This window comes from Synechococcus sp. BSA11S, from assembly GCF_014224355.1.
Classification (GTDB): Bacteria; Cyanobacteriota; Cyanobacteriia; order PCC-6307; family Cyanobiaceae; genus Regnicoccus_A.
In genome coordinates this window covers 18,916-33,773 of sequence record NZ_VNWP01000005.1, presented here as the reverse complement: position 1 = coordinate 33,773, position 14,858 = coordinate 18,916, and the positions used below count along the sequence as shown (strand labels likewise).

General features: G+C 68.1%; 12 protein-coding genes. 6 read left to right on the top strand and 6 right to left on the bottom strand.

Features of this window, described 5'->3' with window-relative positions; translation table 11 throughout:
• Positions 1-79: 79 nt before the first annotated feature.
• Positions 80-721, bottom strand: a complete 642-nt coding sequence (clpP, locus tag FPZ61_RS05915; protein ID WP_185464741.1) for an ATP-dependent Clp endopeptidase proteolytic subunit ClpP — start codon at positions 719-721, stop codon at positions 80-82.
• A 47-nt stretch (positions 722-768) separates the two neighbouring features.
• On the bottom strand, positions 769-2,121 hold the full coding sequence (tig, locus tag FPZ61_RS05910; protein WP_185464740.1) for a trigger factor: 1,353 nt from the start codon (positions 2,119-2,121) through the stop codon (positions 769-771).
• 422 nt (positions 2,122-2,543) lie between these two features.
• On the opposite strand from tig, the gene FPZ61_RS05905 reads away from it, so the two are divergent.
• From FPZ61_RS05905 to FPZ61_RS05895, 3 genes are all read left to right on the top strand, one after another.
• The gene (locus FPZ61_RS05905) at positions 2,544-3,647 is read left to right on the top strand and encodes an aspartate-semialdehyde dehydrogenase (RefSeq protein ID WP_185464905.1); all 1,104 of its coding nucleotides are present in this window, start codon (positions 2,544-2,546) and stop codon (positions 3,645-3,647) included.
• A gap of 5 nt (positions 3,648-3,652) precedes the next feature.
• Positions 3,653-4,549, top strand: coding sequence for a 4-hydroxy-tetrahydrodipicolinate synthase (gene dapA / locus FPZ61_RS05900; protein WP_185464739.1), 897 nt, complete (start codon positions 3,653-3,655; stop codon positions 4,547-4,549).
• 97 nt (positions 4,550-4,646) lie between these two features.
• Complete coding sequence (locus FPZ61_RS05895) at positions 4,647-6,668, top strand: ribonuclease J (protein ID WP_185464738.1); 2,022 nt, start codon at positions 4,647-4,649, stop codon at positions 6,666-6,668.
• A 28-nt stretch (positions 6,669-6,696) separates the two neighbouring features.
• Here the strand turns inward: FPZ61_RS05895 and FPZ61_RS05890 are convergent, their stop codons facing one another.
• Together FPZ61_RS05890 and tilS are read right to left on the bottom strand one after the other, a co-directional pair.
• Entirely contained in the window at positions 6,697-7,230 is a 534-nt protein-coding gene (locus tag FPZ61_RS05890) for a hypothetical protein (RefSeq protein ID WP_185464737.1), read from the bottom strand.
• Positions 7,227-8,282, bottom strand: coding sequence for a tRNA lysidine(34) synthetase TilS (gene tilS / locus FPZ61_RS05885; protein WP_185464736.1), 1,056 nt, complete (start codon positions 8,280-8,282; stop codon positions 7,227-7,229). The genes FPZ61_RS05890 and tilS overlap by 4 nt, the downstream gene beginning before the upstream one ends.
• Positions 8,283-8,297: 15 nt before the next feature.
• Here tilS and FPZ61_RS05880 point away from each other — a divergent pair, with 15 nt between their 5' ends.
• The 3 genes from FPZ61_RS05880 (at position 8,298) to uvrB (ending at position 11,664) form a co-directional block, all read left to right on the top strand.
• Entirely contained in the window at positions 8,298-9,092 is a 795-nt protein-coding gene (locus tag FPZ61_RS05880; RefSeq protein WP_185464735.1) for a DUF561 domain-containing protein, read from the top strand.
• 27 nt (positions 9,093-9,119) lie between these two features.
• Entirely contained in the window at positions 9,120-9,551 is a 432-nt protein-coding gene (locus FPZ61_RS05875) for a phage holin family protein (RefSeq protein WP_185464734.1), read from the top strand.
• A gap of 106 nt (positions 9,552-9,657) precedes the next feature.
• Positions 9,658-11,664, top strand: coding sequence for an excinuclease ABC subunit UvrB (gene uvrB, locus FPZ61_RS05870; protein ID WP_185464733.1), 2,007 nt, complete (start codon positions 9,658-9,660; stop codon positions 11,662-11,664).
• A gap of 43 nt (positions 11,665-11,707) precedes the next feature.
• Here uvrB and FPZ61_RS05865 read toward each other — a convergent pair whose 3' ends face one another.
• Together FPZ61_RS05865 and FPZ61_RS05860 are read right to left on the bottom strand one after the other, a co-directional pair.
• The gene (locus FPZ61_RS05865) at positions 11,708-13,048 is read right to left on the bottom strand and encodes a sugar transferase (protein ID WP_185464732.1); all 1,341 of its coding nucleotides are present in this window, start codon (positions 13,046-13,048) and stop codon (positions 11,708-11,710) included.
• Positions 13,048-14,853, bottom strand: a complete 1,806-nt coding sequence (locus tag FPZ61_RS05860; RefSeq protein WP_185464731.1) for an aspartate kinase — start codon at positions 14,851-14,853, stop codon at positions 13,048-13,050. Before FPZ61_RS05860 ends, FPZ61_RS05865 begins: the two co-directional genes overlap by 1 nt.
• Between the last annotated feature and the right edge of the window lie 5 nt (positions 14,854-14,858).

Here is a 14,858-nt window from a genome sequence, read left to right as displayed (position 1 = left end):
CGTCCTGGTCAGGGGGTAGGGCATGGTCCGGCGCTCCAGGATCGGCCGGAACCGGAGGTTCGTCAGCAGACCTTAAGGATCAAACCGGAGTGGTGTCATCAACGACACGATCGATCAAGCCGTAGCTCAGGGCCTCGGGCGGAGACAAAAAGTAGTCGCGGTCGGTGTCTTCCGCAATCTTCTCGAGGGGCTGACCGGTGTGCTCGGCCATCAGACCGTTGAGGGTGTCCTTGAGAAAGAGGATCTCCTTGGCCTGGATTTCGATGTCCACCGCCTGTCCCTGGGCGCCTCCCAGGGGCTGGTGGATCATGATCCGGGCGCTGGGCAGGGCCATCCGCTTGCCCTTGGTGCCGCCTGAGAGCAGGAAGGCCCCCATGCTGGCTGCCAGGCCGTAGCAGATCGTCACCACGTCAGGGGCCACCTGCTGCATGGTGTCGTAGATGGCCAGACCCGAGGTGACGGATCCCCCGGGGGAATTGATGTAGATCTGAATGTCCTTTTCGGGGTCCTCCGCCTCCAGGAACAGCAGCTGGGCCACCAGGGAGTCGGCCACCTGATCGTCGATGCCGGTGCCGAGGAAGATGATTCGCTCCCGCAGCAGGCGGGAATAGATGTCGAACGCCCGCTCCCCTCGCCCCGACTGCTCCACCACCGTGGGCAGCACGCCGGGTGAGGCCTGCCAGGTGTTCTGGATCGGGTGGGAGCGAAGGGCTTCGATCACGCGGCCGGGGCAGGGGAAACGGTGCAGGCGTTCAATCTATGGCGGCCTCAGGCCTGGTCGTCGGCCTCGGCGGCCGGCTTGGCTTCAGGCGCTTTCTCGCTGACGGTGCTGTTGGCCTCGAGCCACTCCAGCAGGGTCTCCCGCAGCAGGTCTTCGCCCACGGCCTCGCGCAGGCGAACCGGATCGATCGAGCTGGTGTCGCTCAGGCCCTGGCTCACTTCCTTGACCTTGGCCTCGATCGCTGCGGCTTCAGGCCGGATGTCTTCCGCCTCGGCCAGGGCCTTGAGGGCGAAGCTGCGCCGCAGCCGCTGCTCGGCCTCGGGCCTGGAGCTGTCCATCAGGTTGCGCACCAGGTCGGGGGTGAACAGCTTCTTCACATCCATCCCCTGCTGGGCGATCTGTGAGGCGGTCTGCTCGATCAGGGAGCGGATCTCCTGCTGGATCAGGGTCTCGGGCAGATCCACCTCCAGCTGCTCCACCAGCGAAGCGAGCAGGGCGTCGTGGCGGCTGCGGCGGGCCCGCTGCTCGGTGTCCTCCCGCAGGCGGGTCTCCAGATCGGTTCTGAGCTCCGCGAGGGTCTCCTTGTCGCTGGCCTCCTTGGCAAAGGCGTCGTCGAGGGCGGGCAGCTCGCGGGCCTTGAGCTCCTTGAGGGTGATGGTGAAGCTGGCCTCCCGTCCCTGGGCCGCCTCCTGGGGGTAGTCGTCTGGGAAACGGCAGCTCACCTGTCGCTCCTCACCCACGGCCATGCCGAGGATGCCCGCCACGAAGCCGGGGATCATCCGGCTTTCCTCCAGTTCCACCTCCATCGCGTCGGAGCTGCCGCCCTCGATCGCCTCATCGGTGTCGACGAAGGTTCCGCTGAACGCCACCACCGCCAGATCGCCGCTGGCCGCGGGCCTGTCCTCCACGGGCACCAGGGTGGCCAGCTGGCGGCGCGATTGCTCGAGCATCTCGTCGACCCGAGCGGGGTCGTAGCTGATCAGCTCGGCCTCGGCCTTGAGCCCTTTGGTGGTCTTGAGGCTGGGGGTCGGTTGCACGTCCAGCTCGAGGGTGAGGGTGAGGTCCTCACCGGGGCTGAAGCGCTCCAGCAGCGCCTCGAAGCCTTCGCTCAGCTCCGGGCTGCTCAGGGCTTCGATCTTTTCCTGCTCCAGGGCGTCCCGCCAGACACTGTCGACCAGGTCTTCGAGGGCGGTGGCGCGAATCCGCAGCGGGCCGATCTGCTGCAGCAGGACCGGACGGGGCACCTTGCCCTGGCGGAATCCGGGCAGCCGCACGCTGCGGCTCAGCTTCGCCACGGCGGCCTCGTAGCTGGCCTGGGAGCGGCCTCCGGGGACGGCCACCTCCAGCGCCAGCCTGCTGCCGGGACGGGGGCTGGTCTTGACCTTCAAAGCGGAGCTCATGGAGAAACGGCCGGGACCGCGGCGATGCAGCCCGCGATCCTAAGAACTCGTGCTCCTGGGCCTCCTCCCAGCCTTCCAAGGGCATCGCCAGCTCCCGACGGCGGCGCGGGCAGCGTATTGTGTGGGAGACGACATGCGGTCGTTGATATCCCCTGGACCATTCGGTTCCGCTTCGAGCCTTCGGTCCACCGTGCTCAGCTCCCTCCTCCTCACGGAGCGTGACGCTGGCCCAGGCTCATCCAGTCTTTCCCGTTCCCCCGCAACTCTTCCAACCTTCCCCCAGCCCCTTCTGATGGCTCATCCCGGTTCACCGGAGCCATCCCCATCCGCGCCAATGGCGTTTGCCTCGACCCACCCCGGGTTCCCCCTTGATCGGGTCCAGGCCCAGCCACCAGGACCAGCGTTTTCACCCCCTGTTGCCGTTGTCAACCACCGCCACCGTTCAACCTCTGCCGAGGCGGCCCCTGACCGTGGCCGTGCTCGGAGCCACCGGTGCTGTGGGCCAGGAGTTGCTGGCGCTTCTGCACGAACGCCGCTTCCCGGTCGGTGAGCTGCGCCTGCTGGCGTCCCCCCGCTCCGCCGGACGACGGCTGATCTGGCAGGGCCGTGAGTACGGCATCGAGGCGGTCGACGCTGCCTCTTTCCAGGGGGTGGATGTGGTGCTGGCCTCCGCCGGCGGCTCGATCTCCAGGCGCTGGGCGCCGGTGGCGGTGGCGGCCGGTGCCGTGGTGATCGACAACTCCAGTGCCTTCCGCCTCGATCCCGAGGTGCCGCTGGTGGTCCCCGAGGTGAATCCCGAGGCGGCCCAGGGCCACCGGGGAATCATCGCCAACCCCAACTGCACCACGATCCTGCTCACCCTGGCCCTGGCGCCTCTGCAGTCCCGTCGTGCGATCCGGCGGGTGGTGGTGAGCACCTACCAGTCGGCCAGTGGTGCCGGTGCCCGGGCGATGGAGGAACTGCGTGAACTCAGCCGCACCGTTCTCGATGGGGGGGAGCCGGTGAGCGAGGTGCTGCCCCATTCCCTGGCCTTCAATCTCTTCCTGCACAACTCACCGCTCCAGCCCAGCGGCTACTGCGAGGAGGAGCTCAAGATGCTGCACGAAACCCGCAAGATCATGGGCCTGCCGGAGCTGCGGCTGTCGGCCACCTGCGTGCGGGTGCCGGTGCTGCGGGCCCACTCCGAGGCGGTGAACATCGAGTTCGAGCACCCCTTCCCCGTCGCGGAGGCCCGGGCTCTGCTGGCGGCGGCCCCGGGGGTGGAGCTGCTCGAGGATTTCGCCGCCAACCGTTTCCCGATGCCCACCGATGTCGCCGGCCGTGATCCGGTGGCGGTGGGACGCATCCGCCAGGACCTCAGCGAACCCAACGCCCTCGAGCTCTGGCTCTGCGGCGATCAGATCCGCAAGGGAGCGGCGCTCAATGCTGTTCAGATCGCCGAGTTGCTGCTGGATCCAGCCCGGCATGAGGCTGCTGCCCAGCCTGCCGGGGCCCCGTCCGAGTCCGCTGTGGGAGGTGCGGTTTGAGCGCCATGGGCCAACGCCAACCGCCCTTCGGTCGGGTGCTGACCGCGATGGTCACCCCGTTCCGTCCGGATGGAGCGGTCGATCTCGATCTGGCGGCCCGTCTGGCGCAGCACCTGGTGGATCACGGCTCCGACGGGCTTGTGCTCTGCGGCACCACCGGCGAATCCCCCACCCTGAGCTGGCAGGAGCAGCACGATCTGTTTGATGCGGTGAAGACCGCGGTGTCGGGGCGAGCCACGGTGCTGGCCGGAGCTGGCAGCAACAGCACCTCTGAGGCCATCGAGGCGATCGGGCGGGCGGCCGACGAAGGCGCCGACGGCGCCCTGGTGGTGGTCCCTTACTACAACAAGCCGCCCCAGGAGGGGCTGGAAGCCCATTTCCGGGCGATCGCCCAGGCGGCCCCCCGCCTGCCGGTGATGCTTTACAACATCCCCGGCCGCACCGGCTGCAGCCTCGAGCCCAGTACCACGGCCCGCCTGCTCGATCTCCCCAATGTGGTGAGCTACAAGGCCGCCAGCGGCAGCACCGCGGAAGTCAGCCAGTTGCGGCTGCTCTGCGGCGACCGTCTGGCGATCTACAGCGGCGACGATGCCCTCACCCTGCCGATGCTGGCCGTGGGCGCCGTCGGCGTGGTGAGTGTGGCCAGCCATCTGGTGGGGCCCTTGATCCAGCGCATGATCTCCGCCTTTCTGGCCGGCGAGCTGGCCACGGCCCTCAGCCTGCATGAACGCCTGCTGCCCCTCTGCCGGGCTCTGTTCTCCACCACCAATCCGATTCCCGTCAAAGCCGCCCTTGAACTGGAGGGCTGGCCCGTGGGGTCCCCCCGTCTTCCGCTGGTCTCCGCCGACAGCGACGTCCGTGCCCGATTGACCACCGCCCTGGCTGCCCTGCGTCCCACCTGACGCCATGGCTCGGCTCCGGCGCTGTGCGGCCTGGAGTTCTCGCAACAGCAACACCAGATTCCGTACGACTTTCCTTCAATCCTTCGTTCCACACCCCATGAGCTCAAGCAACAACAAGAAGGCCACCGCCACGAACCAGCCCACCCTGCGGGTGATTCCCCTCGGAGGTCTTCATGAGATCGGCAAGAACACCTGCGTGTTCGAATACGGCGATGAGCTGATGCTGGTGGATGCCGGACTGGCATTCCCCAGTGATGGCATGCACGGCGTCAACGTGGTGCTGCCCGACACCAGCTACCTGCGTGAAAACCAGAAGCGCATCCGCGGCATGATCGTGACCCACGGTCATGAAGATCACATCGGCGGCATTCCCCACCACCTCAAGAACTTCAACATCCCGGTGATCTATGGCCCCAGGCTGGCCATGTCGATGCTGCAGGGAAAGATGGAGGAGGCCGCCGTCACCGACCGCACTGTGATCCAGACGGTGAGCCCACGGGATGTGGTCAAGGTGGGCCAGCATTTTCAGGTGGAGTTCATCCGCAACACCCACTCCATCGCCGACAGCTTCAGCCTGGCGATCACCACTCCCGTGGGAGTGGTGATTTTCACCGGAGACTTCAAGTTCGATCACACGCCTGTGGATGGTGAATACTTCGACATCCAGCGGATGGCCCACTACGGCGAGCAGGGCGTGCTCTGCCTGTTCAGTGATTCCACCAATGCCGAAGTGCCTGGCTTCACCCCGCCGGAGCGGGCGGTGTACCCGAACCTCGATCGCCATTTCGCCAATTCCGATGGCCGCGTGATCGTGACCACCTTCGCCAGTTCCGTGCACCGGGTTTCGATGATCCTGGAGCTGGCCATGAAGCATGGCCGCAAGGTGGGTCTGCTGGGCCGCTCCATGCTCAACGTGATCGCCAAGGCCCGGGAGCTCGGCTACATCCGCTGCCCCGATGAGCTGTTCGTGCCGATCAAGCAGATCCGCGACCTCCCTGACCGCGAAACCCTGCTGCTGATGACCGGAAGCCAGGGCGAACCCCTGGCCGCGCTCAGCCGCATCTCCCGCGGTGAACATCCTCAGGTGCAGGTCAAACCCACCGACACGATCATCTTCTCCGCCAGCCCGATCCCCGGGAACACCATTTCGGTGGTCAACACCATCGACCGGCTGATGATGATGGGGGCCAAGGTGGTCTATGGCAAGGGCGAAGGCATCCACGTATCGGGCCATGGCTGCCAGGAAGACCACAAGCTGATGCTGGCCCTCACCAGGCCGAAGTTCTTCGTGCCGGTGCATGGTGAGCACCGCATGCTCGTGTGCCACTCGCGCACGGCCCAGTCGATGGGGATCCCCGCCGACAACATGCTGATCATCGACAACGGGGATGTGGTGGAGCTCACCCCCAGCTCCATCCACAAGGGGGATCCCGTCAAGGCCGGCATCGAGCTGCTCGATGCCTCCCGCAACGGCATCGTCGACACCCGGGTGCTGAAGGAGCGGCAGCAACTGGCCGAAGACGGCGTGATCACCCTCCTGACCGTGATCAGCACCGACGGCGTGATGGGTGCTCCGCCACGGGTCAACCTGCGCGGTGTGGTCACCACGGCCGATGCGCGCCGGCTCTCGATCTGGGCTGAGAGGGAGATCGGCTGGGTGCTCGAGAACCGCTGGAAGCAGCTGGCCCGCAACACCGGTGGCACGGCCCCCGATGTCGACTGGGTGGGCGTGCAGCGGGAGATCGAGGTCGGTCTGCAACGGCGCCTGCGCCGGGAGCTGCAGGTGGAGCCTCTGATCATCTGCCTGGTGCAGCCGGCTCCAGCCGGCACCCCGGCCTACAAGGGACGTGCCGATGCCGAGCCCGACAGCCGTCCGGCCCCCCGTGGTGGCCGCCACGGTGGTCGCGATGGGGGAAGCCGCGAACCTGTGATCCGCAACCACGCCCCGGCTCCCCAGCGCGTTCAGCCCGCCGGCGCTGCTGCCTCCACGGCCACGGCACCCGCCGTCGTCAAGACCCCCACGCTGGCACCTGTCGTTGAGGCCGCAGCGGCCAAGCGTGAGGAACCCGAGATGCCCGCCAACCGCGTGCGCCGTCGGCGTTCCACCGCTTCCAACTGAGCGCTACGGGCTGGGGGCTGCCCTGCCCTCAGCGCAGCACAACCCGCAGCAGACCCTTGGCCAGCTCCGCTTCCTCCTCTGAGCTGAAGCGGGGCTGCTCGCTGGGGGTGGTGGCCCCGGTGCCTGGGGGTTCGCTCAGCACCTCCACCCGGACCGGCTCCACGGACTGGCTTGAGGTGTCCTCATCCTGGCCGAGCTCTGCCTCCAGGCCCGCGTCTGGCGGAGCCGGAGCCAGCGACGGGGGCGCCATGCCCTGGCCGGTGGCCGGCCCACTCGGCTCGCAGAGGGCCAGTCCCTCGGCGGCCAGATCGCTGTAGGTGCTCTCCCCGCTGGCGTTGCGCAGCAGCTGGCGGTAGAGGTCTCCTGCTTCCCGCGGCTGGCGCAAGCCGTAGAAATGAATGTGTCCCAGCAGCAGCTTCAGCCGCAGGCTGTGGGGGTCCTCTGCTTTGAGCTGTGCCTGCTGAAGCAGCTCCTGCCCCTGCCGGAGGGCCTCCTCGAAGCGTCCCTGGCTGTAGGCCAGCTCCACGCTCTTGTAGGCCTGATCGAAGCCGCTGGGTTTCATGGCTGGCAGGGGTTGGGTGCGCTCATGGTCCGGTGCAGGCGCAGGGTCTGCCGGTCCCAGAGGAGGCTCCTGCCTCCGGGCAGGTCCAGGCTGCCAGGCCCCCGGGCCAGAGGCAACCGCTGCCGCAGGGCCCCAAGGCCCGCTGACCCCAGGCGCACTCCGGCGTTGCGCTCCAGCCAGAGATCGAGCAACAGCTCCTGGGTGCCGGGCGAGAGCTGGCTCAGCCCCTGACGCCGCAGGCCTGGCCCCTGCTCTGGCCAGTCTGCGCTGGCGGCTGGCCTGGGGGCCTCCAGGGCCGCCAAGGCCAGCAGCGCCAGCTCCTCGCTGAGCTGCTGGGTCGATTCCAGCCGCTCCGCCAGGGCGCCCATGCGCCGCCAGGCTCCGGGGTGGAGGTCCTCGAGCACCGGCAGCACCTCCTGGCGCAGGCGATTGCGGCTGAAGCGGGGGTCGGCATTGCCCGGATCCAGCCAGAGGGGTAGCTGGTGCTGCTCACAGAAGGCCGCGGTCTCGGCCCGGGAGAAGCGCAGCAGGGGCCGCACCAGCTCGATCGGGCCGTGGAGGGGCCGCCGCGCGCGCAGGCTGCTCAGGCCCCGCAGACCACAACCCCTTGCCAGGTTGAACAGCAGGGTCTCGGCCCGGTCACTGCCGGTGTGGCCGGTCAGCACATGGAGGCTGCCCAGACTGCGGGCCTGGTGACTCAGCCGCTCGTAGCGCCAGCGGCGAGCGGCTTCTTCCGCGCCCCTGGTCAGGTCGGCCGACCCTGCCGGGGCCCGCTCCACCAGCATCGGCAGGCTCCGGCCCTCCGCCCAGCTCGCCAGGGCAGCGGCCTGGGCGCCCGCCTCCTGCCGCCAGCCGTGGTTGCCGTGCCAGAGGTGCAGCTCCCAGCCATGCAGACGCCGCAGCTCCAGCAGCAGGGCCACCAGGGCCATCGAGTCCTGACCACCGGAGACGGCCAGCAGCAGCCGCCTCCCCGGTGGGAGCAGCTTGGGATCGGCCAGCAGCTGCCGGTGCAACCGGTGCTGCAGGGGACCCCATGGGAGAATCGCCTTCATCTGCCCTGCCCGCCGATGTCGCGCCTCACCAGCCTGCCCACCCCCCTGCAAGCGGCGCTGCAATCCCGGCGGTTGCTCAAGGTGATCGCCGGTCTGCGCAACTTCGAGGCGGCCAGCGTGGAGAGGATCTGCCGTGCCGCCGGCGCCGGTGGCGCCGACCTGCTCGATGTGGCTTGCGATCCGCAGATCGTGCGCCTGGCGGCGGCCGTCTCTGGCCTGCCGATCTGTGTTTCGGCGGTCGATCCGGAGCTGTTCCCCGAGGCCATCGCCGCCGGGGCCGCGATGGCCGAGATCGGCAATTTCGATGCCTTCTATGCCGAAGGGCGGATCTTCTCCGCCCACGACGTGCTCGCCCTCACCCGCCGCACCCGTGAGCTGCTGCCGGAGGTGGTGCTCTCGGTCACGGTGCCCCATCTCCTGCCGCTCGATCAGCAGGAGCAGCTGGCTATTGATCTGGCCGCCGCCGGTGCCGACCTGATCCAGACCGAAGGGGGCACCGCTGCCCGCCCGTTCAGTGCGGGGACCCTCGGCCTGATCGAGAAGGCGGCGCCCACCCTGGCGGCAGCCCATGCCATCAGCCGTGCCGTGGAGCTGCCGGTGCTCTGCGCCTCCGGGCTCTCGGCTGTCACGCTGCCCATGGCCATCGCCGCCGGTGCCCATGGCGTGGGGGTGGGTTCCGCCGTGAATCGCCTCGACGACGAGCTGGCCATGGTGGCGGTGGTGCGTGGCCTGCGCGAAGCCCTGGCCCCTGCCGCCCCGGCTGTGACAGTTCGGGGCACCCGTCTTGGCCATGGCGGCAGCTCTGACTAACTTTGAACGGTTGCCGCTTCTTCCGTGATGGGCCCGTTCATCTGGCTCCTGCAATGGCCCATCCGGGCTGTGGTCCTGCTGATCGTGGGGGCCTTGCCCCTCGGTGTTGAGTTCAGTGGCTTCGGCACGGCGCTTCTCTCCGCCCTGGTGATCGGGCTGCTGGGCACCCTGCTGCTCTGGCCGCTGAAGCTGGTGCTGGCCTTGCCCTGGGCCATCACCAGCCTCGGCGGCATGGTCACCCCGATCACAGCGGTCTACAACTGGGTGATCACGATCATTCTGTTCGCTCTGGCGGCCTGGCTGATTCAGGGCTTCCGCCTGAAGAACGGGTTGCTGAGTGCAGCCCTCGGCGCCATCGTCTACAGCGTGCTCAGCACCTTGATCCTGGGCTGGCTGGGCCTGGATGTGAGCTTCACCAGAGCAGCGGCCGCTCTCTCGGCGTCGGTCGGCGTGGGGTGAGGATTCCCGGCCGGAGCCCAATGCCGCGATCTCGACAGGCGCAGCCTGTGGCTGATTCCTAGGATTGTGGCTGTCTTTGTCCAGGGTGCACCTGGATCCTGCGGCCATGGCGCGCTACGAGCTCCAGGCTCCCTATGAGCCGAAGGGCGATCAACCCACGGCCATCGAAGCTCTGGTGCAAGGGGTCGATCGCGGTGATCGTTACCAGACCCTGCTGGGGGCCACCGGCACCGGCAAGACCTTCACCATTGCCAATGTGATCGCCCGCACCGGCCGTCCGGCCCTGGTGCTGGCCCACAACAAGACCCTGGCGGCGCAGCTCTGTAATGAGCTGCGGGAGTTCTTCCCGAACAATGCCGTTGAATACTTCATCTCCTACTACGACTATTACCAGCCGGAAGCGTATGTTCCGGTTTCCGATACCTACATCGCCAAGACGGCGTCGATCAATGAAGAGATCGACATGCTGCGCCACTCCGCCACCCGCTCCCTGTTCGAGCGCTCCGATGTGATCGTGGTGGCCTCGATCAGCTGCATTTACGGCCTGGGGATTCCATCGGAGTACCTCAAGGCTGCGGTGCCCTTTCAGGTGGGAGACACGCTGAACCTGCGCAGGTCCCTGCGCGAGCTGGTCAACAACCAGTATTCCCGCAACGACATTGAGATCGCGCGCGGGCGCTTCCGGGTCAAGGGGGATGTGCTGGAGATCGGTCCGGCCTACGAAGACCGCCTGGTGCGCATCGAGCTGTTCGGCGATGAGGTGGAGGCAATTCGCTATGTCGATCCCCTCACAGGTGAAATCCTGCAGAGCCTGGAAAAAATCAGTATCTATCCCGCCAAGCACTTCGTTACCCCCAAGGACCGGCTCGAGGCGGCGATCACGGCCATCCGCGAGGAGCTGCACCAGCGCCTGGAGCACCTCCATGGCCAGGGCAGGCTGCTGGAGGCCCAGCGGCTGGAGCAGCGCACCACCTACGACCTGGAGATGCTGCAGCAGGTGGGGTACTGCAACGGGGTCGAGAACTACGCCCGGCACCTGGCGGGACGCCAGGCCGGCACACCGCCTGAGTGCCTGATCGACTACTTCCCGGATGACTGGCTGCTGGTGGTGGATGAGAGCCACGTCACCAACTCCCAGCTCCACGCCATGTACAACGGCGATCAGGCCCGCAAGCAGGTGCTGGTGGAGCATGGCTTCCGGCTGCCCAGCGCCGCCGACAACCGCCCGCTCAAGGCCGAGGAGTTCTGGTCGAAGGCCCGTCAGACCATCTTCGTGTCAGCCACCCCTGGGGCCTGGGAGCTGGAGCAGAGCCACGGCCATGTGGTCGAGCAGGTGATCCGACCCACGGGCGTGCTTGATCCGGTGGTGGAGGTGCGGCCCACGGAGGGCCAGGTGGATGATCTGCTCGGAGAAATCCGGCTGCGGGCGGAGCGGGATGAGCGCACCCTGATCACCACCCTCACCAAGCGGATGGCCGAGGACCTCACCGATTACCTGGCGGAGAATGGCGTGCGCGTGCGCTATCTGCACTCGGAGATCCATTCGATCGAGCGGATCGAGATCATCCAGGATCTGCGCAACGGGGAGTTCGATGCCCTCGTGGGGGTGAATCTGCTGCGGGAAGGCCTGGATCTGCCGGAGGTGTCCCTGGTGGCGATTCTCGACGCCGACAAGGAGGGATTCCTGCGGGCCGAGCGCTCCCTGATTCAGACCATCGGCCGGGCGGCCCGCCATGTTGAGGGGGTGGCCCTGCTCTATGCCGACAACCTCACCGATTCGATGGCCCGTGCCATCTCCGAAACCGAGCGGCGCCGCGGGATCCAGCAGACCTACAACGAGAGCCACGGCATCACCCCCAGCCCGGCCGGCAAGCGGGCCGGCAATGCCATTCTCAGCTTTCTGGAGGTCTCCAGGCGTGCCCAGGAGGATGCGCCGCAGCCCGAGGCCGAACCTGCTTCCTTCGCGATGGTGCCCCTCGATGCCCTGCCGGAGCTGATCCAGGAGCTGGAGGACAAGATGAAGGCCGCGGCCAAGAAGTTGGACTTCGAGGAGGCCGCCAATCTGCGCGATCGCATCAAGAAGCTGCGCCAGAAACTGGTGGGGAGGGTCTGAGATCAGGGTCGCCGGCTGCCTGTCGGTGGAACAACGTTGACGCTCAGCGCCCGGCGGCCTTGAGCACGATCTTGATCGTCTTGAACAGGATGAGCAGATCCAGCCAGACACTGCTGTTGCGCAGGTAGAAGAGGTCGTAGCTCAGCTTCAGTTCGGCATCCTCCACCGTGGAGGTGTAGGGCATGTTCACCTGGGCCCAGCCGCTCAGGCCCGGCCGGATCCAGTGGCGCAGGCGGTAGTTGGGGATGCGTTGCTCCAGGTCCGTCTCCAGCTCGGGCCGCTCCGGCCGTGGGCCGATCAGGCTCATCTCACCCCGCAGCACGTTGATCAGCTGGGGCAGCTCATCGAGCCGGGTGCGTCGCAGCCACTGGCCCACCGGGGTGATCCGCCCGTCGTTCGGCCCCGACCAGATCGCCTCCCCCTTTTCCTCCGCATCGGGGACCATCGTGCGCAGTTTGATCACCTCGAAGCGCTTGCCCTGCAGCCCTGTGCGCCGTTGCCGGTAGAGCACCGGTCCGCCATCCCCCAGGCGGATCAACGCGGCGGTGATGGCCAGCAGCGGTGAACACAGCAGCAGCAGCAGAAGACTCACCATCACGTCGGCATAGCGCTTGAGCTGTCGCTCGAAGCTCCCAATGCGCTGCGCGGAGCGATCGGAGAACAGCAGCCACTGATCCACCACCCAACGGGGCGGAATCCGCTGCAACTCCTGCTCGGCCGCCAGCGCCAGGGAGGTGACGGGGCGGCCTTCCTCCAGGGCGCGGGCGCAGGACTCGAGTCCACCTGGGAGGTTGAGCACTCCCTGGCTGAGGGCGAGGCCGCTGCTCTCGTTCTCCGTCGGGCTGCTCTCCAGTGGGTTCAGGCCAGGGCTGAGGCCGAGGGCATGGATGGCGGGAGCCCGCACGGCCCCGATCCGCTCCCATTCACGGCGGATCTCCTCCTGCTCGCCGGGAAGGCTGACGATTTCCCACGGATCCTGCCGGGTGGAGTGGGCCAGCTGGCGCAGCAGCAGCCGCACGCCACCGCTCCAGAGCGCCGCCAGAGCGAAGAGCGGCAACAGGCTGCCGCGGTGCAGCAGCGTCACCTCCGGCGCGGCGCGCAGCAGCCAGCCCACCACGGCGCCGGCGGCCGTGGTGGCCGCACTGGTGATCGCCAGCCGCACCACAAGCTGGCTCCAGCGCAGGCGCCTGGTCTTGAGCAGGGTGAACGACCCGAACAGCCAGCCGAGGCTGAGATAGATCACCACCAGCATGGCCAGCAGGCCCAGCTGATTGTCCAGGTAGCCATTGCGCTCCCGGTCGATCCAGGCTGCCAGCAGGCAGATCCCGAGGGCGTCGAGGCCCGCGGCGAGGGCCAGCCAGCGGCGGTGACGCAGCCAGTGCACTAGGTCATGGCCTCCACCGCCCCGGCGGTGCTGCCGCCCAGCTGGAAGCAGGCGTGCACTGCCTGCAGGGCCCTGACCCCATCAGCTTCCGCCACCACACAGCTGGTGCGGATCTCGCTGGTGGCGATCATCTCGATGTTCACGCCGGCCTCCGCCAGGGCCCGGAACATGCGGGCGGCGGTGCCCGGGGTGCAGGGCATGCCGGCGCCGACGGCGCTCACCCGGGCGATGGCCAGGCCTTCTTCGAAGCGTGCGTCCGCCCAGGGGGCCAGCACCGCTTGCAGGGCGCCGCGGGCTCGGGTGAGGTCCTCGCGACGCAGGGTGAAGCTCATGTCACGGCTGAGCTGGGGGCCCGAGCCGTGGGTGCGCTCCGACTGGACGATGGTGTCGAGGCTGATGCCGGCATCGGCCAGGGCACGGCAGACGGCGGCGGCGGTGCCGGGGCGATCGGGCACCTGGCGGACCACCACCTGGGCCTGGTCGCGGTCGAGGGCCACCCCACGCACCGCCGGATCATTGACGTCGCAGGGGAGCGGGTTCTGGCGCAGCTGGTGCTCCTGCAGTTCGAACACCTCGGCGGCGGCGCGCAGGGCCCGTGCTCCCTGGGTGCCCTCCACCAGGCAGCTCACCTTCACCTCGCTGGTGGCGATCATGCGCAGGTTGATGCCGTAGCGGGCGAGGGTGTCGAACAGGCGCGCGGCGATGCCGGGCCGCCCCATGATCCCGGCCCCGGAAATGCTGAGCTTGGCCAGCCCCGCCTGGGTGCTCAGGGCGCTCTCCTCCACCCCCAGCTCCTGGAGCAGGCCCCGGCAGACCTCTCGAGCACCCTCCAGCTGGCTCTCCGCGAGGGTGAAGGCGATGTCGTTGCTGGAGCCGACATGGGTGGCCTGCACGATCAGATCCACATTCAGCTTCGCCGCGGAGAGGGCCTCGAACAGCAGGGCGGCCACCCCCGGGTGGTCGGGCACCCGGGTGAGGGCCAGCACCGCCTGCCCGTTCTCCAGATCCGCTCCGTCCACCGGGCGGCCGAGCTCCAGCCCCTCGCTGCCGATCGGCCGGGGTTCACCACTGGTGAGCCTGGTGCCCGGGGCCTCGCTCCAGCTGGAGCGCACCACCAGGGGAACGCCGTAGTTGCGGGCGATCTCGACGGCGCGGGGATGCAGCACCGCCGCGCCGAGGCTGGCCAGCTCCAGCATCTCGTTGCAGCTCACCTCCTCCATCAACTGGGCCTCGCTCACCTTGCGCGGGTCGGTGGTGAGCACCCCGGGCACATCGGTGTAGATCTCGCAGGCGTCGGCCGCGAGGGCGGCGGCCAGGGCCACGGCGGAGGTGTCGGAGCCGCCGCGGCCGAGGGTGGTGATCTCGGGGGTGCCGCCACTGCCGCTGCTGGTGCCCTGAAAGCCCGCCACCACCACCACCTGGCCATCCTCCAGGCGGCGGCGCAGGCGTTCGGTGCGCACCTCGAGGATGCGGGCGCGGCCGTGGGCCGATTCGGTCACGATGCCCACCTGGGGGCCCGTCATCGACACAGCCGGCACCCCGAGGCTGTGCAGGGCCATCGCCAGCAACGCGATCGACACCTGCTCGCCCGTGGCCAGCAGCATGTCCATCTCCCGCTGGGGGGGCTCGGTGCACAGCGCCCGTGCCAGGGACGTGAGCTCATCGGTGGTGTGGCCCATCGCCGAAACCACGATCACCAGGTCGTGCCCCTGCTCGCGGCTGGCGGCGATCCGCCGGGCCACCGCCTGGATCCGCTCCACACTGCCGACGGAGGTTCCCCCGAATTTCTGAACCAGCAGGGCCATTCCGA

Coding starts and splice junctions, on each gene's coding strand:
- tig (WP_185464740.1), bottom strand. CDS start 2,121: ATGAGCTCCGCTTTGAAGGTCAAGACCAGCCCCCGTCCCGGCAGCAGG.
- dapA (WP_185464739.1), top strand. CDS start 3,653: ATGGGCCAACGCCAACCGCCCTTCGGTCGGGTGCTGACCGCGATGGTC.
- FPZ61_RS05895 (WP_185464738.1), top strand. CDS start 4,647: ATGAGCTCAAGCAACAACAAGAAGGCCACCGCCACGAACCAGCCCACC.
- FPZ61_RS05890 (WP_185464737.1), bottom strand. CDS start 7,230: ATGAAACCCAGCGGCTTCGATCAGGCCTACAAGAGCGTGGAGCTGGCC.
- tilS (WP_185464736.1), bottom strand. CDS start 8,282: ATGAAGGCGATTCTCCCATGGGGTCCCCTGCAGCACCGGTTGCACCGG.
- FPZ61_RS05880 (WP_185464735.1), top strand. CDS start 8,298: ATGTCGCGCCTCACCAGCCTGCCCACCCCCCTGCAAGCGGCGCTGCAA.
- FPZ61_RS05875 (WP_185464734.1), top strand. CDS start 9,120: ATGGGCCCGTTCATCTGGCTCCTGCAATGGCCCATCCGGGCTGTGGTC.
- uvrB (WP_185464733.1), top strand. CDS start 9,658: ATGGCGCGCTACGAGCTCCAGGCTCCCTATGAGCCGAAGGGCGATCAA.
- FPZ61_RS05860 (WP_185464731.1), bottom strand. CDS start 14,853: ATGGCCCTGCTGGTTCAGAAATTCGGGGGAACCTCCGTCGGCAGTGTG.